This window comes from Leucobacter sp. UCD-THU, from assembly GCF_000349545.1.
Taxonomy (GTDB): Bacteria; Actinomycetota; Actinomycetes; order Actinomycetales; family Microbacteriaceae; genus Leucobacter; species Leucobacter muris.
Genome location: NZ_KB714604.1, coordinates 417,037 through 443,492, shown reverse-complemented (window position 1 = coordinate 443,492; position 26,456 = coordinate 417,037). Strand labels below are relative to the sequence as shown.

General features: G+C 69.4%; 25 protein-coding genes and 1 tRNA gene. 9 read left to right on the top strand and 17 right to left on the bottom strand.

The features are described 5' to 3' along the window. A partial coding sequence (locus tag H490_RS31825; RefSeq protein ID WP_152424322.1) for an integrase core domain-containing protein occupies positions 1–161 on the top strand: 161 nt, incomplete at its 5' end. On the opposite strand, the gene hemQ is transcribed toward H490_RS31825, so the two are convergent. Continuing rightward, the gene (gene hemQ, locus H490_RS29485) at positions 158–883 is read right to left on the bottom strand and encodes a hydrogen peroxide-dependent heme synthase (protein WP_017885121.1); all 726 of its coding nucleotides are present in this window, start codon (positions 881–883) and stop codon (positions 158–160) included. The genes H490_RS31825 and hemQ overlap by 4 nt on opposite strands. Positions 884–922: 39 nt before the next feature. Continuing rightward, positions 923–2,047: a ferrochelatase gene (locus H490_RS29480; RefSeq protein ID WP_017885120.1), complete on the bottom strand. Its 1,125-nt coding sequence runs from the start codon at positions 2,045–2,047 to the stop codon at positions 923–925. Between the two features lie 135 nt (positions 2,048–2,182). Between H490_RS29480 and H490_RS29475 the strand changes: the two genes are divergently transcribed. The 5 genes from H490_RS29475 to H490_RS29460 all read left to right on the top strand — a co-directional run bounded on the left by H490_RS29475 (position 2,183) and on the right by H490_RS29460 (position 7,277). Continuing rightward, positions 2,183–3,187: a FecCD family ABC transporter permease gene (locus H490_RS29475; RefSeq protein WP_017885119.1), complete on the top strand. Its 1,005-nt coding sequence runs from the start codon at positions 2,183–2,185 to the stop codon at positions 3,185–3,187. 14 nt (positions 3,188–3,201) lie between these two features. Beyond that, a complete protein-coding gene (locus H490_RS0116375; protein WP_017885118.1) occupies positions 3,202–4,044 on the top strand; it encodes an ABC transporter ATP-binding protein in 843 nt (280 codons plus the stop codon). 56 nt (positions 4,045–4,100) lie between these two features. Then, positions 4,101–5,117 (top strand): ABC transporter substrate-binding protein, encoded by a 1,017-nt coding sequence (locus tag H490_RS29470; RefSeq protein ID WP_017885117.1) that lies wholly within the window; start codon positions 4,101–4,103, stop codon positions 5,115–5,117. 69 nt (positions 5,118–5,186) lie between these two features. Continuing rightward, positions 5,187–5,672: a hypothetical protein gene (locus H490_RS29465; protein ID WP_017885116.1), complete on the top strand. Its 486-nt coding sequence runs from the start codon at positions 5,187–5,189 to the stop codon at positions 5,670–5,672. Between the two features lie 24 nt (positions 5,673–5,696). Continuing rightward, the gene (locus tag H490_RS29460) at positions 5,697–7,277 is read left to right on the top strand and encodes an SDR family oxidoreductase (RefSeq protein WP_017885115.1); all 1,581 of its coding nucleotides are present in this window, start codon (positions 5,697–5,699) and stop codon (positions 7,275–7,277) included. A 183-nt stretch (positions 7,278–7,460) separates the two neighbouring features. Here the strand turns inward: H490_RS29460 and H490_RS29455 are convergent, their stop codons facing one another. Then, complete coding sequence (locus tag H490_RS29455; protein ID WP_017885114.1) at positions 7,461–7,979, bottom strand: DUF4385 domain-containing protein; 519 nt, start codon at positions 7,977–7,979, stop codon at positions 7,461–7,463. A 108-nt stretch (positions 7,980–8,087) separates the two neighbouring features. Beyond that, a tRNA-Ile gene (locus H490_RS29450) sits at positions 8,088–8,161 on the bottom strand. A gap of 340 nt (positions 8,162–8,501) precedes the next feature. On the opposite strand from H490_RS29450, the gene H490_RS32180 reads away from it, so the two are divergent. Next, positions 8,502–8,954 (top strand): hypothetical protein, encoded by a 453-nt coding sequence (locus H490_RS32180; RefSeq protein ID WP_152424321.1) that lies wholly within the window; start codon positions 8,502–8,504, stop codon positions 8,952–8,954. A gap of 169 nt (positions 8,955–9,123) precedes the next feature. Further along, positions 9,124–10,899: a GmrSD restriction endonuclease domain-containing protein gene (locus tag H490_RS31820; protein WP_081611690.1), complete on the top strand. Its 1,776-nt coding sequence runs from the start codon at positions 9,124–9,126 to the stop codon at positions 10,897–10,899. Between the two features lie 416 nt (positions 10,900–11,315). Here the strand turns inward: H490_RS31820 and H490_RS29435 are convergent, their stop codons facing one another. Together H490_RS29435 and H490_RS29430 are read right to left on the bottom strand one after the other, a co-directional pair. Continuing rightward, positions 11,316–12,092 carry a FadR/GntR family transcriptional regulator gene (locus H490_RS29435; protein WP_017885113.1) on the bottom strand — a complete coding sequence of 259 codons (777 nt, stop codon included), beginning with the start codon at positions 12,090–12,092 and terminating at the stop codon, positions 11,316–11,318. Between the two features lie 97 nt (positions 12,093–12,189). Next, positions 12,190–12,744: a DUF308 domain-containing protein gene (locus H490_RS29430; protein ID WP_017885112.1), complete on the bottom strand. Its 555-nt coding sequence runs from the start codon at positions 12,742–12,744 to the stop codon at positions 12,190–12,192. Between the two features lie 80 nt (positions 12,745–12,824). On the opposite strand from H490_RS29430, the gene H490_RS29425 reads away from it, so the two are divergent. Then, positions 12,825–13,502 carry a DNA-3-methyladenine glycosylase gene (locus tag H490_RS29425; protein WP_017885111.1) on the top strand — a complete coding sequence of 226 codons (678 nt, stop codon included), beginning with the start codon at positions 12,825–12,827 and terminating at the stop codon, positions 13,500–13,502. A gap of 20 nt (positions 13,503–13,522) precedes the next feature. Here H490_RS29425 and H490_RS29420 read toward each other — a convergent pair whose 3' ends face one another. The 11 genes from H490_RS29420 to pyrR form a co-directional block, all read right to left on the bottom strand. Continuing rightward, positions 13,523–14,662, bottom strand: a complete 1,140-nt coding sequence (locus H490_RS29420; RefSeq protein ID WP_017885110.1) for a sensor histidine kinase — start codon at positions 14,660–14,662, stop codon at positions 13,523–13,525. Beyond that, positions 14,662–15,300 carry a response regulator transcription factor gene (locus H490_RS29415; protein WP_017885109.1) on the bottom strand — a complete coding sequence of 213 codons (639 nt, stop codon included), beginning with the start codon at positions 15,298–15,300 and terminating at the stop codon, positions 14,662–14,664. Before H490_RS29415 ends, H490_RS29420 begins: the two co-directional genes overlap by 1 nt. A 52-nt stretch (positions 15,301–15,352) precedes the next feature. Then, positions 15,353–16,354, bottom strand: coding sequence for a DMT family transporter (locus H490_RS29410; protein ID WP_017885108.1), 1,002 nt, complete (start codon positions 16,352–16,354; stop codon positions 15,353–15,355). A 2-nt stretch (positions 16,355–16,356) separates the two neighbouring features. Next, the gene (gene gmk, locus H490_RS29405; RefSeq protein ID WP_017885107.1) at positions 16,357–17,265 is read right to left on the bottom strand and encodes a guanylate kinase; all 909 of its coding nucleotides are present in this window, start codon (positions 17,263–17,265) and stop codon (positions 16,357–16,359) included. A 189-nt stretch (positions 17,266–17,454) separates the two neighbouring features. Continuing rightward, on the bottom strand, positions 17,455–18,324 hold the full coding sequence (pyrF, locus tag H490_RS29400; protein ID WP_017885106.1) for an orotidine-5'-phosphate decarboxylase: 870 nt from the start codon (positions 18,322–18,324) through the stop codon (positions 17,455–17,457). Beyond that, positions 18,321–21,638: a carbamoyl-phosphate synthase large subunit gene (carB, locus tag H490_RS29395; protein WP_017885105.1), complete on the bottom strand. Its 3,318-nt coding sequence runs from the start codon at positions 21,636–21,638 to the stop codon at positions 18,321–18,323. Before carB ends, pyrF begins: the two co-directional genes overlap by 4 nt. Positions 21,639–21,641: 3 nt before the next feature. Continuing rightward, entirely contained in the window at positions 21,642–22,886 is a 1,245-nt protein-coding gene (carA, locus tag H490_RS29390) for a glutamine-hydrolyzing carbamoyl-phosphate synthase small subunit (protein WP_017885104.1), read from the bottom strand. Then, positions 22,883–23,458: a hypothetical protein gene (locus H490_RS29385; RefSeq protein WP_017885103.1), complete on the bottom strand. Its 576-nt coding sequence runs from the start codon at positions 23,456–23,458 to the stop codon at positions 22,883–22,885. The genes carA and H490_RS29385 overlap by 4 nt, the downstream gene beginning before the upstream one ends. Continuing rightward, the gene (locus tag H490_RS29380; RefSeq protein WP_017885102.1) at positions 23,455–24,837 is read right to left on the bottom strand and encodes a dihydroorotase; all 1,383 of its coding nucleotides are present in this window, start codon (positions 24,835–24,837) and stop codon (positions 23,455–23,457) included. The genes H490_RS29385 and H490_RS29380 overlap by 4 nt, the downstream gene beginning before the upstream one ends. Beyond that, a complete protein-coding gene (locus H490_RS29375) occupies positions 24,830–25,789 on the bottom strand; it encodes an aspartate carbamoyltransferase catalytic subunit (protein WP_017885101.1) in 960 nt (319 codons plus the stop codon). Before H490_RS29375 ends, H490_RS29380 begins: the two co-directional genes overlap by 8 nt. Next, a complete protein-coding gene (gene pyrR, locus H490_RS29370) occupies positions 25,786–26,376 on the bottom strand; it encodes a bifunctional pyr operon transcriptional regulator/uracil phosphoribosyltransferase PyrR (protein ID WP_017885100.1) in 591 nt (196 codons plus the stop codon). Before pyrR ends, H490_RS29375 begins: the two co-directional genes overlap by 4 nt. Between the last annotated feature and the right edge of the window lie 80 nt (positions 26,377–26,456).

Genomic DNA, 26,456 nt, shown 5'->3' with positions numbered 1-26,456 from the left:
CAGCAGAGTGGGCGTACGCCGGCATGTATGAGAGTGATGCAGCCAGGGCCGCAACATACGACGCTTGGCTGCATCACTACAATCATCACCGACCCCATACCGGGATCGGTGGTCTCACACCGTCAGATCGTGTTCACAACCTCACGAGGAACTACACCTAGAGCACGACCTTCGCGAGCAGCGACTCGGGGTCGCGGCGGGGGCCTGTGAAGAACGGCGTCTCCTCGATCACGTGGCGGCGCGCGCCGGTCGCGCGCAGCTCGCGCATCAGATCGACGATGCGCGTCAGCTCGTCGGCCTCGAACGCGAGCAGCCACTCGTAATCGCCGAGCGCGAACGACGCGACGGTGTTGGCGAGCACGTCTCCGTAGTCGCGGGCCGCCGCGCCATGCTCCCGCAGCAGCTCCCGGCGCTCGTCGTCGGGCAGCAGGTACCACTCGCGCCCGCGGACGAAGGGATAGACGCAGAGGTAGCCGCGCGGATCGTCGCCCGCGAGGAAGGCCGGCACGTGACCCCGATTGAACTCGGCGGCGCGGTGCACGCCGATCGACGACCAGACGGGCGAGAGGCGCCCGCCCGCCCAGTCGAGTACCGAGCGGTAGGCCTGCTGCAGCGCCTCGGGCGTCGGCGCGTGCCACCACACGAGCACATCGGCGTCGGCTCGGTAGCCGGCCACGTCGTACCAGCCGCGCGTCGTGAGACCCTCGACCTCATCGAGTTCGACGAGCAGACCCCGCACGATCGAGGCCCATGCCGGGGAGACCCCCAGCGCGGGCGCGGCGCGCTCGACACGGAAGACGGCGTACATGGTGTAATTGATGTCGTCGTTGATCGCGTCCGCGACGGCGGAGTGGTCGACTGCGGGGCGGGCTGCTTCGGTCATGGCTTCTCGGGTGCTCCTCGTGCTCGGGATCGGATGCGGTCAGTCTTCGTGGCCCGCGATCACCGGGATGCCGGTGACCTCGCCGTGGCGCATGCGGCAGCTGCCGGCCGGTGCATCGTCGGGGAAGGCGGGAAGAGAGCCGGCGGTGCGCGCCTCGACGGTCTCGCCGCGCTCGCGCGCCGCGCGTTCGAGCACCATGTCGACGAGCCCCGAGACGAACGCGCGGCGCACGCCCACGGTGTCGGCCCGCACCGCGGAGACACCTTGCTCGGCGGCGGTCTCGAGCGCTTCCACGTCGAGATCGAAGGCGACCTCCATGTGGTCGGAGATGAAGCCGATCGGCGCGATCACGATCTTGCGCACGCCCTGGCCGGCCAGCACTTCGATGTGGTCGTTGACGTCGGGCTCGAGCCACGGCGTCCGCGGGTCGCCCGAGCGGGAGCAGTAGGCGAGCGAAGATGCGATCTCGACGCCGTAGCGCTGGGCCAGGGCGGCGTCGATCGTGGCGCGCACATCCTCGTGCTGCTCGCGATAACCGGGCCCGGTCACCGCCGAGGCGTCCTGCATCGTGTCGGGGATCGAGTGCGTCACATACACGATGTGGGCGCCGTCGAGGCCGCCGTCGAGGCCGGACGCCGCTTCCTCGATCGCGTGGCGGTTCGCGTCGACGAATCCGGGCTCGTTGAAGAAGGGGCGCAGCACATCGATGCGAGGGGCGTCGGCCTTCAGCTCGGCGAGGGCCGCCGCCAGGTGCTCGCGGTACTGGCGGCTGCCCGAGTACGACGCGTAGGCGCTGGTGACGATGGTGAGGATGCGGCGAGTCCCGAAGGCGGCGGCGTCGCGCAGCGTGTCGACGGTGTAGGGGTGCCAGTTGCGGTTGCCCCAGATCACGGGCAGCGACACGCCGCGCCGTCGCAGCTCCTCCTCGAGGGCCGCGACGAGCGCGAGATTCTGCTCGTTGATCGGGCTGCGGCCGTCGAAGTGGTGGTAGTGCTCCCCCACCTCGGCCAGGCGTTCCTCGGGGATGCCCTTGCCCCGGGTGACGTTGCGCAGGAACGGGATGACGTCTTCGGGGCCGTTCGGCCCGCCGAACGAGCAGAGCAGCAGTGCGTCGTAGGGCAGCGGATCGGTGAGCGGCACGGTGGGGTGAACGTTCTCGGTCATGGCTTGCACCGTATCATCAGGCTTCCTGTAGATCTGATGTATAACATCTGATCTGTGAGATCTGATGTGGGCACCAGTGCGCCCCCGCAACCGACCGCCCAGGTCACGACGCTAGCAACCCCCGCTCGGGAGTTCATGAGGATCCACCGCGCCCCGCTCGTCGCCCTGGCCTGCACCCTGCTGCTCGCCGTCGCCGCCCTCGCCGCCCTCTGCATGGGCATCGTCTCACTCACGCCGATCGAGACGCTGCGCGCACTCGTGGATCCGGCCCGCACCGACGAGCGCGCGGTCGCGGTCGTCTGGTCGATCCGCCTCCCCCGCATCGCCGTCGCGGCCCTCGTGGGCGCCGCGCTCGCCACCACCGGCGTCGTCATGCAGGCCCTGCTGCGCAACCCGCTCGCCGAGCCCGGCATCACCGGCGTCTCGGCCGGCGCCGCCGTGGGCGCGGTCGCCGGGATCACCCTCGGCCTCTCGGGATCGGCGCTGTGGGGCGTGCCGCTCGCGGCCTTCGCGGGGGCGACCGTCGTGACGCTGATCCTGCAGTTCGTGCTCCAGGCGAGGAAGGATCTCGGCTCGCCCACGATCATCCTCGTGGGCGTGTCTCTCAGCGCGCTCGCCGGAGCGCTCATCAACGTGCTCATCGCCAACGCCGCCGACGACGCCCTCGTGCGCAGCGCCATGTTCTGGCTGGCCGGAGACCTCGAGCTGCGCAACTGGCAGCACGCCGCGATCGCGACGGTGCCGATCCTCATCGGCATCGGCTACTTCCTCACCCGCATCCGCGCCCTCGACGCCCTCGCGCTCGGCGAGCAGATCGCCGCCACCTCCGGTGTGCACGTGGGCCGCGAACGCACCGTGCTGCTGCTCGTGGCCTCGCTCGTGACGGGCGCGGCGGTCGCGGTGAGCGGGATCATCAGCTTCGTGGGCCTCGTCGTTCCCCACGCGATGCGGCTGGTGCTCGGAGCCTCGCACGCCAGGCTGCTGCCGTTCTCGGCGCTCGGCGGTGCGCTCTTCATGGTGCTCGCAGACACCGTCGCCCGCACCGCCTTCGGCGCCACCGTCGTGCAGACCGGCGTCGTCGCGGCACTCGTCGGCGCCCCGATCTTCCTCTTCCTGCTGCTCAGAAGGCAGCAGAGCTGATGGGGAGCGGGCTGATGGCGCGCCGAACCGGACCCGCGCCCGAGCACGCCGGAGGGGCTGCGACGACCAACCCGTTCGGCGGCGGGCCCTGCCTGCTGCTCGGCGGCACGCTCACGCTCGGCTCCTTCGGCGCCTATCGCGGCGGGCGGGCCCTGAGCGACCCCCTCACCCTCAGGCTGCTGCCCGGCACCGTGCTCGGCGTCGTGGGCCCCAACGGGGTCGGCAAGTCGTCGCTGCTCGGCGCGCTCGCCTGCTCCGGAGTGCAGAGCTTCGGCAGCCTGCGCTACGGCGACGTCGACCTGCCGGGCATGCCGCCCCGCAGACGCGCCTCGGTCGTGTCGCTGCTGCCGCAGGACCTGCGGGCACCCGACGAGCTCCGCGTGCGCGAGCTCGTCGAGATCGGCGCGCACGCGTCGCAGCACCCCCACGCGGGCGAAGCGGCGCGGAGCGCACTCGCCGACGCGGGGGTCGAGGATCTCGCCCAGCGCCGCTACGGCTCGCTCTCGGGCGGGCAGCGGCAGCTCGTGCAGCTCGCCCGCGTGCTGGCGCAGGACACGCCCGTGGTCATCTTCGACGAGCCGACCTCGGCGCTCGACCTGTTCCACCAGCGCGCCGTCGAGCAGACGATGCGCCGGCTCGGCAACGACGGCAAGATCGTCATCGCCGCGCTGCACGATCTCAGCCTCGCCCTCAACGCGTGCACGCAGATCCTGCTGCTCGACGGCGGCGGCGGGTCGCACGCCGGCAGACCCGCCGAGGTGCTGCAGCCCGAGCTCGTGCACGCCGCCTACGGCGTGCACACCACCATCCACACCACGCCTCACGGTCGCTCGTTCCTCGCCACCGACGACCGCTGAACCCGCCCGCTGAGCCCGTCCCGCGCTCCGCGAACCTCTCCCCGAAAGGAACCCCCGTGCCCAAACGACGCCTCGCAGCCCTCGCGATCGCCGCCTCGGCGGCGCTGATGCTCTCCGCGTGCGCAGCATCGAACGACGCCCCCGCCACCGACTCCGCGGGCTCCAGCGGTTCCGTCGCCGGGCAGGCGGCGTTTCCCCGCACGATCCAGGTGCCCGCGGGTCGGGGCGCCGAGGCGGCCGAGCTCACCCTCGAGTCCGCACCCGAGAGCATCGCGGCGCTCGACTACGAGAGCGCCGAGGTCGTGGCCGAGCTGGGCCTCGCCGACCGTCTCGTGCTCGTGCCCGAGGCGGTCACCAACCCCGCCCTCGGCGGCCACATCGACGAGATGGAGCAGGTGCCGAACACCATCCCCGTCGCCATGGAGCTGAACGCCGAGACCGTGATCGCACTCGCACCCGACCTCGTCATCATGAGCCCCCGGCACGGCGCCGAGAGCAGCATCGGCGGGGTGCTGCAGCACTCGGGCGTGCCCGCCCTGCTGCTGCCCGACGTGTGGTCGAGCGTCGACAGCGTCACCGCCAACATCGACCTCATCGGCCAGGCCACCGGCGCCGACGACGAGGCCGACGCGCTCGCCTCGCAACTCGCCGAAGGCCTGGAGGCCTCCGATTCCGATGCCGACTCGGCTGCGGCCGAGAGCGGCCCGCGCGTGCTCGTGCTCACCAACCAGGCCGGCCGCCCGTTCATCACCGCGGGCCACGCATTCCCTCTCGAGATGCTGAGCCTCGCGGGCGCCCGCTCGGTGAGCGGCGAACTCGGCATCGACATCACCGGCCCGATCTCGGCCGAGCAGATCGTCGAGGCCGCACCCGACGGGATCCTGCTGGTCGATATGAACGGCAGCGGCGACCGCATCTTCGCCGAACTGCTCGCGAACCCGGCCGTGGCCGCGCTGCCGGGCGCGCAGCAGACGATGCTCGTGCAGGGACGCGACGTGCAGGCGCTGGGTCTCACCTCGACCGTCGACGGGCTCGACCGGCTGCGCGGCTGGGTGCAGACGCTCGAGGGGTGAGCGGGCGCTTCACTCCTCGGCCTGCGAGGTCGCACCCGCGAGCGCCGGCGAGCGGCGTAGCATGAAGCCATGCTCGAGACGGTCTCCCAGTGGAGCGACTTCAACGTCGCCATGGCCGGCGCGAGTGCGGCCCTCGCCGGTCTGGTGATCGTGGCGGCGAGCGTCAACATCCAGAAGATCGTGAGCGCGGGCACCCTCACCGCTCGGCTGGCAGCGGCTATCGCCACGCTCGTGCTCGCGCTGGTGGTCTCGGCCGTCGGCCTGGTGCCCGGGATCGATCTGCTCTGGTACGGCCTGGTCACCATCGTGGTGGCCCTGGGCGCCGCCTGGTTCCAGGCGCACGCGACGCGGGTCGTGATGCGGGATCCTCAGCAGCGCGCCCGGGTCGCGAAGTCGGCTCTCGGCATCCTCCCGATCGCCGCATACCTGGCTGCCGGGTCGATGATGGCGCAGGGCCTGACCGGCGGGCTGATGCTCGCGGCGGCGGGGTGCCTCGTGGCGATCGTCTCCGCGATCCTGGTCTCCTGGATCGTTCTGGTCGAGGTGCTGCGCTGAAGCGCGAAGCGAAAGCGGGGAATCGTGACGGACATCGAATCGCGACATGATCGGGAGCAGCGCAGCGCTCCGACCGGCCGGGAGCCGGCGCTGCGCGCGCGCCGCTCGAGCGACGGCTCGACTCCCCGCGTGCTCGTGCTCGGCGCGACGGGCTATCTGGGCGGGCGCCTCGTTCCCAGGCTGCTGGCGGGCGGATACCGGGTGCGCGTGCTGTCGAGATCGCACGAGCGCGTCGCGGCGCTGCCGTGGGCGGACGACGTGGACATCGTGACCGGTGACGCGGCCGATCCGGAAGCCGTCGGTCGAGCGATGAACGACATCGACATCGTCTATTACCTGCTGCACTCCATGGCGAGCGGGGCGCGATTCGAGCAGCTCGATCGTGAGATCGCCCGCACCGTCGCGGCGCAGGCGGTGGACGCCCGCGTCGACCGCATCGTCTATCTCGGCGGCCTGCACCCCGAGGGGGTCGAACTCTCGCCGCACCTGCGCTCGAGGAAGGAGGTCGGCGGCCTGCTGCTCGCCTCGGGGGTGCCGACCGCGGTGCTGCAGGCCGGGGTGGTCATCGGCTCGGGATCCGCCTCGTTCGAGATGGTGCGCCATCTCACCGATGTGCTGCCCTACATGCCGGCGCCCCGATGGGTGCGCAACTTCATCCAGCCGATCGCCGTGCGCGACGTGCTCTACTACCTGCTCGCGGCGGCGCGGTTGGATGCGGGGCTGAACCGCTCGCTCGACATCGGCGGACCGGACGTGCTGCGCTACGGGCAGATGATGAACGGCTACGCCCTCGAAGCCGGTCTCGGGCAGCGGCGCATCGCGTCGCTGCCCGTGCTCACCCCGCGGCTGGCATCGCACTGGGTGGGCCTCGTGACGCCGGTACCCCGTCAGATCGCGAGGCCCCTCGTCGAATCGCTGCAGCATCCCTGCGTGATGCGTGACCGCACGATCGACGAGATCATTCCGCCTCCTGCCGGAGGACTCACCGGATATCGCGAGGCCGTGCGGCTCGCACTCGGGCGCATCGAGCTCGACGAGGTCGAGACGAGCTGGGTCGACTCGAACCTGCTCGGGGCGCCGAGCGCACCGATGCCGAGTGACCCGGACTGGGCCGGTCGCACCGTCTTCACGGATGTGCGGAGTCGTCGCACCTCCGCCGACGCGGCGGACGTCTGGTCGGTCGTATCTCGCATCGGCGGCGCGAACGGCTGGTACTCGGCCTCGGTGCTCTGGGCCGTACGGGGCTGGCTGGATCGAGCGGCCGGTGGCGTGGGCTTGCAGCGGGGCCGGCGCAGCAGGTCCCGCATCGCAGTCGGCGACGCTGTCGACGTCTGGCGCGTGGAGCGTGTCGAGCCGGAGCGGCTTCTGCGCCTGCGAGCCGAGATGTGGACGCCGGGGAGCGCCTGGCTCGAACTCGGTGTCGAAGACGACGGCAGCGGCACCGAGTACCGTCAACGCGCGGTGTTCTTCCCCAGAGGTCTGCTCGGCCGGCTCTACTGGCTGGCGATGCTGCCCTTCCACGGGCTCATCTTCAGCGGGATGGTCAACCGTATCGTCGCGCTCGCGGAGGCCGGGCGGCACGACGGCCACGACAGCGCAGGGTAGTCGCTGCGCGGCGGGTCAGGCCGGCCTGCGTGCGATCCTGCCGGCTCTCACGCGAAACCAGAGCGCCAGCTCTTTCGCCGCCCGACCCGTGGTGAACTCGTCGGGGGCAGCTGCGATGTCTGCGAAAGAGTCTCGGAACCCCTCGGGCGGTGCGGCGTCGCGCGGGCCCGTCGTTTCCCGGCACTAGCGGCGCTGGGCGCTCGATGGATCACCGGACTCGTGGCGTCGGCGATGCTCGCTCCTGAGCTCGCGGTAGCGGGGATCCGCCGCAGCGCGATCCCACGCCTCCTTGAAGATGCGTGCGCTCTCGGCTTTGACGGGGTCCTCCTGGCGCTCGAGCTCCGCTCTGCCGTGGGCGCCGCTCTGCCCCTTTCGATCAGCGGGAACCGGACCGCGGTACTTCTTGCCGCCCAGATGGTTCGCGTAGCGCCGTGCCCGGGTGTATCCCATCTGCAGGAACTTGCGAGCCATGTCCGCTCCGACGAAGTCGCCCGACGCGAGATAGTCGTGGAACATGGTCAGAATGCGCTCGCTCGACTCGCGTGCGAGCTCGGGTGTGGCGAACCGCCAGTGCGGCAGCAGCTCCGACTTGTAGGGCTCGACCTTCAGCACGCCCTGCTCACCGCGCCCGATGCGGTACAACTCGGGATGCCTGCGCAGGTCGAGCGAGGCGTAGTCGAGCGAGTAGTCGAAGTCGGCCATGCCCCAACTGTCTCATCATCTCCGCGTTCGGGCCAGGGCGCACTCGGGTGGGGCGGGCGGCGCAGTCCAATCGTCGACCTGCGAGAAAAGTGCACGGCGGTGCGAGAGTAGGGCGTGCGGGGCTTGAACCCGCGACCGATGGATTATGAGTCCAGTGCTCTAACCGACTGAGCTAACGCCCCTTAACAACTTGCAATCCTAACGGACCTATACCGCCCGAGGGGCGCGGGCGGAGATCGTCTAAGCGTAGGCGTGAGTGTGCGCGATTCGGCGGATGAGACCCCATGGGTAATACGCCTGTGTCAGCCGGGAGCTTGCCACGGGCGCGAGAGACGCCCCGGCGGGAGTTTGGCGCAGTTGGTCGCCCTGGAAAACGCAACGGTCCAGAACTCGAATGGAGGTGACTCCACGAAATAGAAGCCTCCTAGCCAAAGCAACAACGCCAGATCAGCTATTCTGTACGCATTTGGCCCGGCGTTAGGAGAGGCTTCGCCAAACTATACGTTTTAGTAAGCTTCGAGAATGCAGATGATTATTCGAGCATCTTCCTTGGCGGTATTGCTTGGAGCGGTTTCGCTTCTGTCAGGGTGCATCGGTGGGGGACCGACCTCTATTGCGGAAGGTAAGGAACAGTTCCTCACGATCTACTGCCAAGTCGAGTACGCTCGCTCGGACGCCGCAGAATACGTGGAGGCGCCTGAAGAGGAATATTCAGCAGCCATAGATCTTCTTGCTGAGCGGCTGGAAGAAGCCTCCTATCACCTCACCGATCCTTCTCTCGAATGGCCTGCATCAGTAGGTGCGGACGATCTGAGCCAGATGGCTCATGAATTCAAACTAAACGCTCAGGCGCTGAATCAAGGGGAGGCACCGCAGGTGTTAACCGAGACAAAACTGGCCCATCAGAGAATCAGAAAGGCACTTGAGATTGGCGACGCTGCGGAGGAATACAAGGCGTGCCTAGCGCGCCGTTAGTAGGGCTCGCTCTCCTCTCATAATTCCATCGGTCGCGGGTTCAAGTCCCGCACGCCCTACTATTTGTTTCTTCCTTGTCTCGGGACTATGGGCCCGCCCTTCTTAGCATCTATGAACTTGCCGAACTCAGATATGCTTCAGATTGCGTATATGACGAGCAGGGGTGGGTATGGCGGAGCTTATTTCTCAACCAATGGTGATTCAGTCCCTTTACGGGCTCTACAGCGAAGGCAAACTTTCGGTAAACCGTCGCTACCAGCGAAAACTCGTGTGGACCTTGGAGGAGAAGCAGAGGCTCATCGAGTCTGTCCTAAAGAGATACCCCATTCCCGCGGTACTGCTAGCTGAACGCGAGAACGGACGCTACGAGATTATCGATGGCCTCCAGCGACTATCCGCCATCATGTCTTTTGTTGAGACTGCGTTCGAAGACCTTGAGGGGCGCTGGTTTGGAATAGATCATTTCACCACGGCAAAGGATCGCGCTCAGGCGGGGAAATTTGAGTCCAATGCTGGAGAATTGCAACTCTCCAGTGGGGAAGTCGGGCGATTCCTCGACTACACGTTCTCAGTGTCCGTCATGCGCGGAGCGTCCGAAGAAGAGGTCGATGATGTATTCGGACGAATCAATACTTATGGCCATCAACTGAGCGAGCAGGAGCGCCGACAGGCCGGTGTCCAGGGCAGCTTCGCAGATTGTGTCCGAGAGCTGGGATGCGAACTTAGGGGAGATGTTTCGCGGGACATCCTGGACCTTAGTGAAATGCCCGAGATAAGTATTGACCTACCCAAGACAAAGCATGGATATGAGGTCCGGGCTGATCAGGTGTTCTGGGTGGAGCACGGGATACTGAGATCGACGGAACTCCGCGACAGCATGGATGAACAGTGTATTGCTGACATTCTTGCCTGCATTGTGGGTGGCCAACTGGTGCCGCGCTCGAAGGAGGCCTTGGATCGAATCTACGAGCCCGGCGACAACGAGAATAGCCGGATTTCGAACGCCCTAAGTGTCTATGGCCATGACATGGTTTCGGATGAGATCAAGTACTGCATTGGCGAGATACTCCGCTGCACCCAGGAGGGACAAGCCCAGAAGCTGAGAAACATTATTTTCTCGAAGAAGACAACAAACTCATTTGCGGCGCTATTCACGACGATTGTGATTGCCTTTTATGAAGTAATCGTCTTGGAAAAGAAGCGTATCTCTAGCTATGCCTCGATCAAGGCAGCCATCTCCAAGTTGGACACACGAATCGACACCGGCAGAGGATCAACCTCGGTCACCGAACGTCGTAAGAACATTGACGCTGTCAAGGGCCTGATTCGCCCACATTTTGTGGATAGCGATCTCAAAGATGTTTACTCGAATCACTCGTCTCTAGATATAGATGCGCTGATCCGCCGCTCAGAGATAGAACTCCCAAATTACGAGCTAAAGCAGGGACTGCTCTCCCTTGGGGCTGAAAGAAGAGTAGATCAACAGCTGATGACGCGAGTAGTTCGCACGATATGTGGAATTGCGAATAATGGTCCCACTGAAAGCGGAACGATTATCATCGGGGTTGCCGACAAAGACGCTGACGTTAGGCGGATTCAACTACTAGATGGGGTCGCTCCTCGTGAGGTCGGCGGCCGCAAGGTGGTAGGAATCAGGCGGGAAGCCACGTTTCTCAAGGAAAGTGTTGAGCAGTACTTTGCCCGCTGGAAGAACGAAATTAGGAATTCTGAACTCAGTAGTCCCTTGAAGGAACAAGTTCTCAGCTTAATCACTTTCCATGATTATTTCGGTCTAGGGCTTTTGGTTATCTCGGTTCCACCGCAAGAAAACCTGTCTTATGTTGGTTCGGATATTTACATTCGGAGTGGAGATGACACTGAACTGGCTAAGGATGGGGTTGCGATCGCAAGCGTTGTCGCACGCTTTGTGAAGCCCGCTCCCTGAGTGAATCCAGTAGAAACAGGAGAGATGCTCCTTGCTCGGGCGGAGGGGATCTAGAGAGGATTGTCCGTTAGGGCAAGCCCGATAGGCGCGCCGTTCCTAGTAAAGGTAAGGCAGAGAAGATGTGGCCGGGAGCAAGACCGACGGATTATGAGTCCGCTGCTCTAACCGACTGAGCTAACGCCCCTGGCAACCGTTCCATCCTAGTGGAGGCGTTCCGCGGGCTCACCCGTACGCGTCGGGGACGCACGCCTGGCGCCGCGAACGGTCGAAAAATGCCGCGACGCGCGAAGGTCGGAGCGCTTTTCGACCACTCGTGGCCCGTATCACCACGCCCTCGCTCATGTGGCACCCTCACCCAAGGCGGTGCCACGAGAACCGCGGCCCGCGAGAACTGCGAGTGCGACCCGGCAGCCCACTCAGGCCGGGGCGCGGTCGGGGTCGTAGCCCGCGTCGATGAGCGAGGTCGCGCGCTCCGTCTGCGCACTGAAGTCGAGCATGTCGGTGCGCAAACCGAGGTCGCGGTCGACGTGCAGCGCCATCGAGTGCGCGGCGTCGCGCACGTCGCGGGCCGCGATCGCGTCGAGCACTGCGCCGTGGTCGCGGTGCATCGTCTCGAGGGTGGTGCCGAGGATCACGCGCCCCTCGGTGCTCGCACCCTCGAGCACCGACATGACGCCGAGGTAGAGGTCGAGCAGCAGCTTGCTGCCGCTCGCCTCGACGACGAGGCGGTGGAATGCGTCGGGGGCGGTGCTGCGGTTGCAGGTGTCCAGGGCCTCCGGCGCGGCGCCCGCGACCAGCCCCTCGTGCACTCGGCGGTGCGCCTCTCGCAGGCCGGCGAGCTGTTCCTCGGTGCGGTGCACGGCGGCGTGCTGGGCGGCCTCGATCTCGAGCGACCTGCGGTAGACGAGCACCTCCTCGAGGTCGTGATCGGCGAGGAACTCGGACAGGATCGAGCTCACGGGGGTGCGTGATCGCACGAACGTGCCGACCCCGGGAACGGTCTCGAGCATGCCGAAAGCGGCGAGAGAGCGCACCGCCTCCCGCACGGTCGACCGGCCGACGCCGATCAGTTCGACGAGTTCGGGCTCCTTGGGGATCAGGTCGCCGACCGCCCATTCGCCGGTGGAGATCTTGCCGCGAAGGAAGTCGAGCGTGTCGCGCGCCTTCTGCGAACCGCGGGTGGTGCTTGTCATGTGACGACCTCGTGAGGGTTGGGGGAACAGCGTCAACTATATCGGGCGGCGTCGCCGTCGTTCCGCGTCGCTCTGGGCGCCCGACGGGCGACGCGCCTCACATCACGATGGTGGTGGCCGACACGTCGAGGCGGCGCAGCCGGTTCGCGGTCCAGATGATGAGCGCGCCGAGCAGCACGAGGCAGACGCCGCCGATCACGGCGACGACCGTGAGCGCGAGACCCGGCCAGGCGAGCGCGACCACGCCGCCGACGAGGATCAGCACGCCGGGTACGAGGATCGCGGGGCTGCGCCCGGCGAAGCGGGCGCCGATCGCGATCCAGAGCACCCCGAAGACCACGAGGCCGACGCCGACGAACGCGACGATCGCTCCCACGGTGAGATCGGAGAACACGATCGCGAGCACACCCGCGGCGATGAGCACGATGCCCCCGACGAGCGCGGCGGGCGACGCCGCCGACCGCGTGAGCACGGCGAGTCCGTTGGCGATGAGCGCGGATCCGAAAAGCACCACCAGCATCCAGGTCGCGGCGAAGAACGGCCACACCAGGAAGCCCACGCCGACCGCCCCGACGAGCACGCCGGTGACGAGCAGCGTCCACCACGGGAACCGCCGCTTCTCGGTGGTGTAGACGACGGGTTGCTGGCTCACGGTCGACCTCCTCGGCGCCCGCACACTGGCGGTGCGCTCGCTTCCAGACTACGACACCGCGCCTGGGCGAGAATGGAGGGATGGACCGTGAGCTCTTCCTCTCCCCCGCGCTCGAGGTGGCGCCCCGCCTGCTCGGGGCGACGCTCTCGGTGACCGGCGATGACGGCCTGGGAAGCGCGGGCACGGTGGCGATCCGGATCACCGAGGTCGAGGCCTATCACGGGGTCGGCACCCCCGGCCCCTACGATCCGGGATCGCACTCGAAGGATCGGCGCACCGAGCGCAACGCGTCGATGTTCGGCCCGCCCGGCCACGCCTACGTCTACTTCAGCTACGGCATGCACTTCGCGCTGAACATGGTGTGCTCGCCCGAGGGCACGGCGTCGGGGGTGCTGATCCGTGCGGGCGAGGTGGTCGAGGGCGGCGAGATCGCGCAGCGTCGGCGCTCCGCGAAGCGGGGCGGCGCGACCGTGCCGCAGCACATGCTCGCTCGCGGCCCCGGCAATGTGGCCGCGGCGCTCGGGATCGCCCGCGAGACCCATGACGGCCTCGACCTCTTCGAGGCGCCGTTCGCGGTTGCCCGGGACGGCGCCGTCTCCGGCCGGATCACGAGCGGTCCGCGGGTCGGGGTCGCGGGCGAGGCGGGCGGGCCGGCGTTCCCCTGGCGGTTCTGGCTCGCCGACGAGCCAAGCGTCTCCGCATTCAGGCCGGGGCGCGGCGCCCCGAAGCCTCCACGGAGGGAGCGCTCGCCGAGGTAGCGCCCGGGCCGCGCCCCGGCTCAGGCCGGAAGCCAGGCCCGCAGCGCCCCGCCGTCGGCCTCCCGCTCCAGTTCGAGCTCTCCACCGCGGTCGGCGATGCGGTTGCTCAGTCTGGCGAGGCCGCTGAGCGCCGGGTTCTCGATCGGCACCACGCCGAGGTGGCGCACTTCGGCGAGAAAGCGGCCGTCGCGCGCTTCCAGCCGCAGTTCGAGCCGGCTCGCCTCGCCGTGCCGTAGCGCGTTCGAGACGCCCTCCTCGATGGCGCGCACGAGCAGCAACCGGCTCGTGCGATCCAGCGGGTCGGGCACCGGGATCTCGTCGGCTGAGATGCGCACCGGGATCGAAGGCGGGATGCGGGCGACGAGCGCTCGAGCGGCCGGCAGCAGGCCGCGATCGAGGGCCTCCGGGTAGAGCGACGCGCTCAGTGCGCGCAGCTCGCGCTCCCGCAGCTCGTCGAGCTCGGCGCGCACCTCCTTGAGACGGGAGGCGAGTTCCCGGGCTTCGGCCGGCCCGACCCCGGCTTCGCCTTCAAGCCGCGCGCCGGCCTCGCCGAGGGCGGCGCCGAGCATCACGAACCGGTTCTGGAGCGTGCCGTGCAGCGTGTCGGCGACCTCGCGTCGCACGCGGATCTCCTCCTGCTGCAGCTCGTCGAGCGCCTCGGCTGCACGGATCGCCGCCGCCTGCCGGTCGCGCTCCGCCCACCGGGCCCGACGGCTGAGCCCGACGATCGAGACGGAGATCCCGAGCACCGCGAGACCGACCGGCACGGCCGTCAGGGCGTCGTGCAGCGCCTCCTCGGCGCGCGCGACCGGGTGCACGTTGAACAGCAGCTGCAGGCCGGCCCGCGCCACGACGCCGGTGGCGACGATCAGCAGGGCGAGCGCCGCGGCGCTCCAGAAGGGGCGGTCGATGATCCTCGTCCACGCCGCCCCGAACGCCATGATCGCGACGCTCACCAGGTTGATCGAGGCGCGCAGGCTCGCCTCGGCGACCGGCCCGAGCGCGTGACCGCCGATGCGCGGCGCGGGCACGCCGTGGACGAGCATCGACTGCGCCGTGGCCCCGAAGGCGAAGAAGACGCCGATCAGCAGCACCGAGAGCACGAGCATCCGAGTATCGGACACCCGGTCGGCCGCAGCCTCGCGCTGCGCACCGCGCATCACGCGGTCTCCTCCAGGTACAGACGTGCGGCCGCCACGCGGGGGTTGAAGCGCGCGCGGTCGATCTGCAGGCCGGCGTAGATGGCGTTCACGTGGTTGTTCACCGAGCTGAGGGCGAGGCCCAGCCGTTCGGCGATCGCCTGGTTGGTGAGCCCCTCGGTGACGAGCTGCAGCACCTCGAGATGCCGGCTGCTCAGTCCCTCCAGGCGGCCGCCGGCCCGCACTCGGCGCGAGCCGACCACGTCGGGATCGATCACGCGACGGCCGGCGGCACAGGCTCGAATAGCGCGTATCAGCTTCGCCGAGGAGGTCGAGGAGTTCTTCGAGAGGTAGCTCCACTGCTCGCGCTCGTCGAGCTCGAGCAGCAGCTGCGAGCGGTCGACCGCGGAGAGCAGCACGACGCGGAGATCGGGGTTCGACCGCTGCAGGGCGCGGCCGACATCGAGCCCGGTGCCGTCGGGCAGCTCGACGTCGAGCAGGGCCACGTCGAGGGCGCGCGCGTCCCAGTTCGACGTCGCGTCCGAGCAGTCGGCGGCGGTGACGACGGCGAAGCCGGGCACCGCACGGAGCAGATGCTGCAGCATCTCCCTGAAGAGCGGTTGATCCTCGAGAAGCCCGATCCTGAGCGTCTGCGTCATCGTGTCTCCCGGTCACCCTGCCGTGTGCGAGAAGCTTATCGCACCGGACGTCTCAGTCGGTCGCCGGCCCCGCGGACCCCGGCTGCTGTCCGCCCGACCCTACGGCCTCGGCAGGCGCGTCGAGCGCCGAGGCGCCGGTCTGCGGGTGGAACTTCGCGAGGCCGATCACCCCGACCACCGCGAGGGCGCCGGAGGCGATGAACGCGAACACCGCCCACCCCGGGGCGTTCGCCGCCTCGTTCAGCACGATGATGCCGATGAGCACCGCGACGATCGGATCGATCACCGTCAGCCCCGCCACCACGAGATCGGGCGGGCCGGACGAGTAGGCGTTCTGCACGAACACCATGCCCAGCAGGGCGCCCACCACGAGGGCCGCGACGCAGAGCCAGGTGAGGGTCTCGAACTCGCCCTGCTGCAGACGGCCGATCACCGCCTTCGCGAACGTCGCGACGAAGCCGTACAGCACGCCGGCGCCCACGATGTAGAGCAGCGCGACCCGGTGGTGCCGCAGCAGCACGAAGGCGATCAGGGCGAGCACGAGCACGACCGCGAAGGTGATGAGGATCGTGGTGAGCTTCGCATCGGTCACCGGGCGATCGGTGGCGGTGAAGGCCGCGATGCTGACGAAGGCCACGATCCCGAGCACCGCCAGGCCGATCGAGATGCGCACGCGAGTGTCGAGCCGCACGCCGCTCAAGCGCGAGTTGAGGATCGACGTGATCACGAGCCCGACCACGCCGATGGGCTGCACGATGATGATCGGCGAGAGGGCGAGCGATCCGATCTGGAACGTCACCGCGAGGCCGAGCAGCAGCGTGCCGCTCACCCAGGACGGGCGCCGCAGCAGCCCCAGCACGTGCCGAAGCGAGAGTCCGGAGCCCGCGCTCGCGCCCACGATGCGCTCGACCTTGTTGAGACCCCGCGACTGGTACTGCGCCCCGAAGGCCAACAGGGCGGCCCCCAGCAGGGCGAGCGGAATGCCCAGGAACTGCCTGGGATCGAGCGAGGCGACCTCGCCGAGCCCCTCCATCGGCAGCACCGACGCCAGCACCGTCAGGCACCGCCGCGCATGAGCTCGACCAGCCTGGCGGCGGCCCGTGGCACTTCGTCGTTCACGATGATCTCGTCGAACTCCTCGGCCGAGGCCAGCTCGACCTTCGCGGTCTCGAGCCTGCGGGCGCGCTCCTCGGCGTCCTCGGTGCCCCGGCCCACGAGCCGCTGCACGAGCTCGTCCCAGCTCGGCGGCGCGAGGAACACGAGGCGGGCCTCGGGCATGCTGGCCCGCACCTGTCGGGCGCCCTGCAGGTCGATCTCGAGCAGCATGAGTTCGTCGCGGGCGGCGGCCTCGAGTACCGGCCCCCGCGGCGTGCCGTAGCGGTGCTGGTTATGCACGGTGGCCCACTCGAGCAGGTCGTCGGTGGCGAGCATGCGGTCGAAGCCCTCGTCGTCGACGAAGAAGTAGTGGCGGCCGTGCTCCTCGCCGGGGCGGGGGGCACGCGTGGTGGCCGAGACCGAGAGCCGCACCTCGGGGTAGTGCTCTCGGATGTAGGCGGCCACTGTGCCCTTGCCGACCGCGGTGGGGCCCGCGAGCACGGTGAGGGGCGGGCGCTCGGAGGACGCGCCCGTGCGTTCGCGCACGAAGGCTTCCAGGCGCTCGCGCTGCAGCGCGCCGAGCCCGCCGAGGCGCTTGCGCTCGGAGATGCCGAGGTCTTCGCGTACGCGGTCGGCCTTCACGGCGCCGATCGCGGGGAACGAGAGGAGGAAGTCGGTGATGCGCAGCGACGCCTCCGTGCTGCCCGGGGCTCGCGATTGCTCGAGCACGCGCAACGGCGACACCTCGCCGCTGCGCAGCTTGCGCTTCAGCTCGGCGCGCGCGCGCCGCGCCGCGATCGCGGCACGGTTCGCCGCAACCCGGTCGACCTCGGGCATCGCCCGCTTCTGCGGGTTCCCATTCGTGCTCATCGTCCTGTTTCCCTCTCCCCGTTCCAAGCCTAGGGTATGTCTCGCGAGCCCTCGTCTCCCGCGCGGGTCGGTTCGGAGCGCCGCGCGCGCCGCCGTCGTCGACTCGGCACCAGGCGAACCCCGCCGCCGCTCCGGGCGAGGCGCCCGGCCGTCCGCTGCGACGCGGGCCACGAGGCGCGGCCCGGGAGCCTAGGCTCGCGAGGCGGCGAGGGCGGAGGCGATCGCGTCGGCGCGCCCGCGCACACGATCGGCGAGGCCGGCCGCTCCCCCGGCGAGGATGCTGCGAGACTCGTTCGCGAGCAGCGCGTGGCCGATGCCGCCGAAGATCTGCGCCGCCTGTTCGATGCGCGCCCCCTGGTGGCCGAAGCCGGGCGCGAGCACCGGCAGCGCGGGGCGCGCAGCGGGCTTCGCGACGTCGATGCCGAAGTCGGCGAGGTCGAGCGTCGCGCCCAGCACGACGCCGACGGAACCGACGCCCGAGCCCGCGGCGGCCTCGGCGTTGAACGCCTCGGCGTCCTCCACCATCGCGCGGGCGACGCTGCGGCCGTCGTCACGGGCCGCCCGCTGCACCTCGCGGGCCTCGGGGTTCGAGGTCGCGGCGAGCACGAAGAGGCCCTTGCCGTGGTCGCGCACGTGCGCGAACGCCCCGACGAGGCTCTCGAAGCCCTGGTAGGCGACGGCCGTCATCGCGTCGGCCTCGAGCGGGGATCCGGGTGCCAGCCAGGCGTCGGCGTAGGCCCCGAAGCTGGAGCCGATGTCGCCGCGCTTCACGTCGGCGACCACGAGCAGCCCCGCCTCCCGGGCGTCGGCGAGCACGCGCTCGAGCGCGGCATAGCCCGCCGAGCCGAAGCGTTCGAAGAACGCCAACTGCGGCTTCACGCACGCGGCCACGCCGGCGGCGGCCGCGACGACCTCGCGCCCCATCCGCTCGGCGCCGGCGGCGTCGTCCCCGAGACCCCAGTCGGCGAGCAGCGGTGCGTGGGGATCGATCCCCGCGCAGAGGTGCCGGCCCGCGGCGAACTCCGCCGCGAGTCGGCCCCCGAAGGAGCGCGCGCTCATCGCGCGGCCGCCGCCTCGGCGAGCACCGCGTCGCGATCGGCCTGGTACTCCTGCAGCGACTTCACCGCGAAGCCCTGCTGCTGCGCCGAGATGGCGCCGACCGCGGCCGAGAGCTCCGACACGGTCGTGAAGATCGGCTTGTCGGCCGCAACCGCCGCAGCGCGGATCTCGTAGCCGTCGGCGCGAGCCGAACTGCCCGACGGGGTGTTCACGATCATGTCGATCTCGCCGCGGTTGATGAGGTCGACGATCGTGTCGCCCTCGGCGTGAGCCGAGTGCTTGCGGGCGACCTCCGAGGAGATGCCGTTGCGCGCCAGCACCACCTGCGTGCCCTGGGTGGCGAGGATGCGGTAGCCGAGCTCCTGCAGCCGCAGCGCCGGCAGCACCACGGAGCGCTTGTCGCGATCCGCCACCGACAGGAAGACCGTGCCCGAGGTGGGCAGCTCGCTGCCGGCCGCCGACTGGCTCTTCGCGAACGCCGTCGGGAAGTCGCGGTCCATGCCCATGACCTCGCCCGTGGAGCGCATCTCGGGGCCGAGCAGCGAATCGACCACGAGGCCCTCGTTGGTGCGGAAGCGCTTGAAGGGCAGCACGGCCTCCTTCACGGCGATCGGCGCGTCGATGGGCGCGCGCGAGCCGTCGCGCTCGGGCAGGAAGCCGCTGTCGACGAGCTGCTCGATCGTCTCGCCCGCCATGATGCGCGAGGCGGCCTTCGCGAGCGGGATCCCGAGCGCCTTCGATACGAACGGCACCGTGCGACTGGCGCGCGGGTTGGCCTCGAGTACGTAGAGCACACCCTGTCCGATCGCGAACTGCACGTTGAGCAGGCCGCGCACGCCGATGCCCTCGGCGATGCCGAGCGTGGCTTCGCGCACCTGGGCGATCTGGTCGTGGCCGAGCGTGACGGGCGGCAGGGTGCAGCTGGAGTCGCCCGAGTGCACGCCGGCCTCCTCGATGTGCTCCATCACGCCGCCGATGTAGAGCTGCTCGCCGTCGTAGAGGGCGTCGACGTCGATCTCGATGGCGTCGTCGAGGAAGCGGTCGACGAGCAGCGGGTGGCCGGGGCCGACGAGGGCGTGGCCCTCGATGCGGCCGAAGTAGCCGCGCAGCGTCGCCGTGTCGTACACGATCTCCATGCCGCGCCCGCCGAGCACGAACGAGGGGCGGACGAGCACCGGGTAGCCGATCTCCTCGGCGACGCGCACGGCGCCCTCCTCGTCGATGGCGGTGCCGTTGCGGGGCGCCACGAGCCCCGCGCGCTCGAGGATGCCGGAGAACGCACCGCGCTCCTCGGCGAGGTCGATCGCCTCGGGGGTGGTGCCGAGGATCGGGATGCCCGCGTCCTTGAGCGGCTGCGCCAGGCCGAGGGCGGTCTGCCCGCCGAGCTGCACGACGACGCCCAGCAGCTCGCCGCTCTGCTGCTCGGCGTGGATCACCTCGAGCACGTCCTCGAGCGTGAGCGGCTCGAAGTAGAGACGGTCGCTCGTGTCGTAGTCGGTCGACACGGTCTCGGGGTTGCAGTTGATCATGATCGTCTCGTAGCCCGCATCGCTCAGCGCGAAGGAGGCGTGCACGCACGAGTAGTCGAACTCGACGCCCTGGCCGATGCGGTTGGGGCCGGATCCGAGGATCACGACCTTCTTGCGGTCGCTCGCCTGCACTTCGGTCTCGAGGTCGTACGACGAGTAGTGGTAGGGCGTGAGCGCGGGGAACTCGCCCGCGCAGGTGTCGACCGTCTTGTAGACGGGGCGCAGGCCGAGGCCGTGGCGCAGGCCGCGGATCTCGGACTCGGACACCCCGCGGATCGCCGCGATCTGCGCGTCGCTGAAGCCGTGGTCCTTGGCCTCGCGCAGCACGTCGAGCGTGAGCTGCGGGGCGCCCTTCACCGTCTCGGCGACCTCGTTGATGAGTGCGATCTGATCGAGGAACCAAGGGTCGATCGCGGTCGACTCGAACACCTGCTCGATGGTCGCGCCGAGGCGCAGCGCCTGCTGCACGTCGACGATGCGGCCGTCGGTGGGGCGCGCGATCGATTCGAGCAGTTCGGCGACGCGCGCCTCGCGCTCGGACTCGGCGACCGGCTCCCAGTGGAACGAGGTGCCGCGCTTCTCGAGCGAGCGCAGCGACTTCTGCAGCGCCGTCGTGAAGTTGCGGCCGATCGCCATGGCCTCGCCCACCGATTTCATGGTGGTCGTGAGGGTGTCGTCGGCGGCGGGGAACTTCTCGAACGCGAAGCGGGGGGCCTTGACCACGACGTAGTCGATGGTGGGCTCGAAGCTCGCGGGCGTCTTCTGCGTGATGTCGTTCGGGATCTCGTCGAGGCGGTAGCCGAGGGCGAGCTTCGCCGCGATCTTCGCGATCGGGAAGCCGGTGGCCTTCGAGGCGAGCGCCGACGAGCGGGAGACGCGCGGGTTCATCTCGATGACGATGATGCGACCGCTCACCGGGTCGACGGCGTACTGGATGTTGCAGCCGCCCGTGTCCACGCCGACGCGTCGGATGATGTCGATGCCGATGTCGCGCAGCTTCTGGAACTCGCGGTCGGTGAGGGTGAGCGCGGGTGCGACGGTGATCGAGTCGCCGGTGTGCACGCCCACGGCGTCGACGTTCTCGATCGAGCAGACCACGACCGTGTTGTCGGCCGTGTCGCGCATGAGCTCGAGCTCGTACTCCTTCCACCCGAGGATCGACTCCTCGAGCAGCACCTCGCTGGTGGGGCTGTAGTGGAGGCCGTCGCCGGCGATGCGGATCAGGTCCTCCTCGGTGTAGGCGAAGCCCGAGCCGAGGCCGCCCATCGTGAAGGAGGGGCGCACGACGAGCGGGTAGCCGAGATCCTTCGCGAACTCCTTCGCCTCCTCGAGGGTGTGCGCGATGTGCGAGCGGGCGACGTCGGCGCCCGCCTCGATCACGAGCTCCTTGAAGATCTGGCGGTCCTCGCCGCGCTGGATCGCCTCGACCTTGGCGCCGATCAGCTCGACGTCGTACTTCTCGAGGATGCCCTGCTCGTGCAGCGCCATGGCCGCGTTGAGCGCGGTCTGGCCGCCGAGGGTGGGCAGGATCGCGTCGGGCTTCTCCTTGAGGATGATCGACTCGATCACCTCGGGGGTGATGGGCTCGACGTAGGTGGCGTCTGCGAAGTCGGGGTCGGTCATGATCGTCGCGGGGTTCGAGTTGACGAGGATGACGCGCACGCCCTCTTCGCGCAGCACTCGGCAGGCCTGGGTGCCCGAGTAGTCGAACTCGCAGGCCTGGCCGATCACGATCGGGCCCGAGCCGATGACGAGGACGGAGTTGATGTCTGAACGCTTGGGCATGGCTTAGTTGGCTCCTTCTGCGCTGGCCGAGCCTGCCGAGGCCCGATCCTTGACCAGCTGGCGGAATCGATCGAAGAGGTAGAAGGCGTCGTGCGGACCGGCGGCGGCCTCGGGGTGGTACTGCACCGAGAAGGCGGGGATGTCGAGGCACTCGAGCCCCTCCACCACCTGGTCGTTGAGGCTGTAGTGGCTCACCTGCACGCGCCCGAAGCCCTCGGGAGCGTCGAGCTCGCCCTCGATGGGCGCGTCGACGGCGAAGCCGTGGTTCTGGGCGGTGATCTCGACGCGGCCGGTGCGCTTGTCGAGCACGGGCTGGTTGATGCCGCGGTGGCCGAAGGGCAGCTTGTAGGTGCCGAAGCCGAGGGCGCGGCCGAGCAGCTGATTGCCGAAGCAGATGCCGAAGTAGGGCACGCCGTCGCGCAGCAGCTCCCGCAGCAGCACGACCTGCTGGTCGGATGCCGCGGGATCGCCGGGACCGTTCGAGTAGAACAGCGCGTCGGGGGCGATGGCCCGGATCTCGTCGAGCGAGGTGGAGGCCGGCAGCACGATCACGTCGAAGCCGTGCTCGGAGAGGTACTGCACGGTGGCGCGCTTGATGCCGAGGTCGAGCACCGCGATCGAGCCGATGCGCTCGGCGCCGTCGGCGGCCGGCACGTCGTAGCGCTCGGGCGTGGTGACCTGCTCGGAGAGGTTCTTGCCCGCCATGCCGGCCTGCTCGCGCACGAGCGAGAGCTGTTCGTCGGCCGAGAGCTCGAGGTCGGCGCCCGAGAAGATGCCCGCGCGCATGGCGCCGGCCGAGCGGATGCGGCGGGTGATGGCCCGGGTGTCCACGCCCGAGATGCCGACGACGCCGTCGTCGACGAGGTCCTCGTCGAGCGAGCGCTGCGCGCGGAAGTTCGAGACGCGGCGTGCGGGATCGCGCACCACGAAGCCGGACACCCAGATCTTGCGCGACTCCATGTCGGTGTCGTTGGCGCCGGTGTTGCCGATGTGGGGCGCGGTCATGAGCACGATCTGGCCCGCGTAGGAGGGATCGGTCAGCGTCTCCTGGTAGCCGGTCATGCCGGTCGAGAACACGACCTCGCCGAGCGTGCGACCGGTCGCGCCGTAGGCGCGCCCGTCGTAGCGGGAGCCGTCCTCGAGCACCAGCACGGCGCCGCCCTCGGGCACCGCGGCCGCGGGCGGCGCCGTGACGCCGCTCGTCGTCGACTCGGGGGTCGACACCTCTTCACCTGTGTTCGTGGTCACGCGTCCTCCTGCGTCGTTCCGTCTGTGTCCGTCTGTCCCGGCGCCCCGCACATGGCGGGGGTCAGGATCTGCTCGATCGCCTCTGCGAAGCGCCGCTGCTCGGCGGGGTCCGCGAAGCGGAAGCTCGATTCGAGGGTGCGGCTCTCGCCGCCGGCCTCGCTGTCTCCGTGGGTCTCGTCGGCGCGCCAGGCGAGCAGGGAGAGGCCTCCCCGCTCGACGGCCTTGCCGATGCGAACGCCGGCGTCGCCGGTGCCCAGCACCCGGTCGGCGGCGATGTGCACGGGGCGCTCTCCGGTGACCTGGATGGTGACGCCGTCGCGGCGCACCGTCACCTCGGCGTAGCCCTTGTAGCGCAGCCCGGGCAGGGCGATGCGCTCGAGCGGGGCGCCCGCGGCGGTCGTGGAGACGTAACCCGCGCGCGGGAAGCGCTCGATGATCTCGCCGCCGGGCTCGTCGGACGACGCCGCTGCGGCCGCGTCGCGCTTCAGGCGCGCGCGCCAGGAGCACCACATGCCGACGAGCACGAGCACGCCCACCGCGCCGAAGAGCAGCGCGATCGAGTAGGCGCTCATCGGGCCCCCTCCAGCGCTGCGGTCGCGGCGGCGGCCGCCACGGTGGCGGTCTCGACGAGTGCTCCCCCGTCGAGCGTCAGGTAGCCGCGGCGCACCGTGTAGGCCACTCGACCGGGCAGCTCCATCCCGAGATAGGGCGAGTTGACGCTGAGGCCTCGCAGCCTGGCGAGGTCGAACTCGCTCGCGCCGCCCGGGTCGACGAGCACGAGGTCGGCGCTCTCACCCTCGGCGAGGGCGGCGGGGTGCCCCTCGAGCCTGCCGATCTCGGCGGGCTTCTGCGAGAGCAGGGTCTCGAGCTCGGCCCAGCTGGTGTGGCCCTCGTTCACGAGGGTGAGCAGCGCGATCGGCAGCGCCGACTCGAGGCCGACCATGCCGAAGGCGGCGACGTCCCACTCGCACTCCTTCGCCTCGACGGGGTGCGGCGCGTGGTCGGTCGCGATGATGTCGATGACTCCCTCCGCCACTGCGCGGCGCAGCGCGCGCACGTCTTCCTCGCGGCGCAGCGGCGGGTTCACCTTGTAGCGGGGGTCGTAGCTGCGCACCAGCTCCTCGGTGAGGATGAGGTGGTGCGGGGTGACCTCCGCGGTGACCTGCACGCCGCGGGCCTTCGCCCAGCGCACCACCTCGACCGAGCCGGCCGTCGAGAGGTGGCAGATGTGCAGGCGCGCGCCGATGTGCTCGGCGAGCAGCACGTCGCGGGCGATGATCGACTCCTCGGCGACCGCGGGCCAGCCCTTCAGGCCGAGCTCGCTCGAGAGCGCGCCCTCGTTCATCTGCGAGCCCTCGGTGAGGCGCGGGTCCTGCGCGTGCTGCGCGATCACGCCGTCGAAGGTCTTCACGTACTCGAGTGCGCGGCGCATGAGCAGCGGATCGTGCACGCACTTGCCGTCGTCGGAGAACACGCGCACGGCGGCGCGCGACTGCGCCATCGCGCCGATCTCGCTGAGGCGCTCCCCCGCGAGGTCTTCGGTGACCGCTCCGATGGGGCGCACCGTGGCGTAACCGGCGGCGTCGCCGAGCGACTGCACCTGCTCGACCACGCCGGCCGTGTCCTGCACGGGCATCGTGTTGGCCATCGCGAACACGCTCGTGAAGCCGCCCGCGGCGGCGGCCCGGGTGCCGGTGAGCACGGTCTCGGACTGCTCGAAGCCGGGCTCGCGCAGGTGGGTGTGCAGGTCGACGAGGCCGGTGAGGGCGACGAGCCCCTCGGCGTCGATCACGCGCTCGCCCTCGCGGGGCTGCAGCTCGGCGCCGCGCTCGACGATGCGGCCGCCCGAGATGCGCAGGTCGACGGAGGCCGCCGAACGGGGATCGGCGCCGCGCTCGGTGAGGTCGGCGGCGAGACGCGCGCCGCGGATCAGGAGGTCGGGGTTACTCATGGGTGCTCCGTTCGGATCCGCTCAACAACAGGTACAGGGCCGCCATCCGCACCGAGACGCCGTTCGCGACCTGCTCGAGCACGGTGGAGCGCTCGGAGTCGGCGGCCCGCGACGAGATCTCGAGGCCGCGGTTCATGGGGCCGGGGTGCATCACGATGGTGCGCTCGCCGAGTCTGCCGAGCCTGGCGTCGTCGAGGCCCCAGTTGCGGGCGTACTCGCGCTCGTTCGGGAAGAAGGCGGCGTGCATGCGCTCGGTCTGGATGCGCAGCAGCATCACCACGTCGGGCTGCTCGTCCCGCAGAGCGGCGTCGAGAGAGTGGTGCAGCGTGACCGGCCAGTCGCGGGCGCCGTAGGGCAGCAGGGTCTCGGGCGCGACGAAGCTCACGTGCGCGCCGAGGGCGTTCAGCAGCCAGAGGTTCGAGCGGGCCACGCGGGAGTGGGCGACATCGCCGACGATCACCACCGAGACGCCGTCGAGGTCGCGGCCCCGGCTCGAATCGGCGAAGAGGCGCCGGCGCATCGTGAAGGCGTCGAGCAGCGCCTGCGTGGGGTGCTCGTGGGTGCCGTCGCCGGCGTTGAGCACACCCGCGTCGATCCAGCCGCTGCGGGCAAGCCGTTCGGGGGCGCCCGAGGCCGGGTGGCGGATCACCACGCCGTCGGCGCCGATCGCCTGCAGGGTCTGCGCGGTGTCCTTGAGCGACTCCCCCTTCGAGACCGACGATCCCTTCGCGCTGAAGTTGATGACGTCGGCGCTCAGGCGCTTCGCCGCGGCTTCGAAGGAGATGCGGGTGCGCGTCGAGTCCTCGTAGAAGAGGTTGACCACCGTCTTGCCGCGCAGCGCGGGCAGCTTCTTCACCTCGCGCTGCTGGGCGGCGTCCATCTCTTCGGCGGTGTCGAGGATGAGGATCGCTTCGTCTCGGCTCAGCGTGCGCGTGTCGAGCAGGTGCCTCATGCGGTCGCCTCCGGAGCCGTCGCACGCACCCGGGCCGGCGCCTGCGCGAGGGAGGGATCGTCGACGCTGCCGATGGCGACCTCGTCGACGCCGTCGAGCTCTTCGAGCCGCAGCGAGATGCGCTCGTGCTTGGCGCTCGGCAGGTTCTTGCCGATGTAGTCGGCTCGGATCGGCAGCTCGCGGTGGCCGCGGTCGATGAGCGCGGCGAGGCGCACGGCGCGGGGGCGGCCGTGATCGTTCAGCGCGTCGAGGGCGGCGCGCACGGTGCGGCCCGAGTAGAGCACGTCGTCGACGAGCACCACGGTGACGCCGTCGATGCCGGCGACGGGCATCTCGGTCGGCTGCGGAGCCCGAGCGGGCTGCCGCGAGAGGTCGTCGCGGTACATGGTGACGTCGAGACTGCCGACCGGCACGTCGACTCCCTCGATGCGGGAGATGGTGGCGGCGATGCGGTGCGCCAGCAGGGTGCCGCGTCTCGGGATGCCGACGAGGATCAGGTCGCCGGTGCCCTTGTTCGCCTCGACGATCTCGTGCGAGATGCGGGTCAGCGCCCGCGATATGTCGTCGGCGTAGAGGAGGGTACGCATGTTCCCAGCACTCCTTTCCCGCCTCACAGGACGGACTTAAAGGAACTCATTTCCCTCAACAATAGCAGGCCCGGCGACCC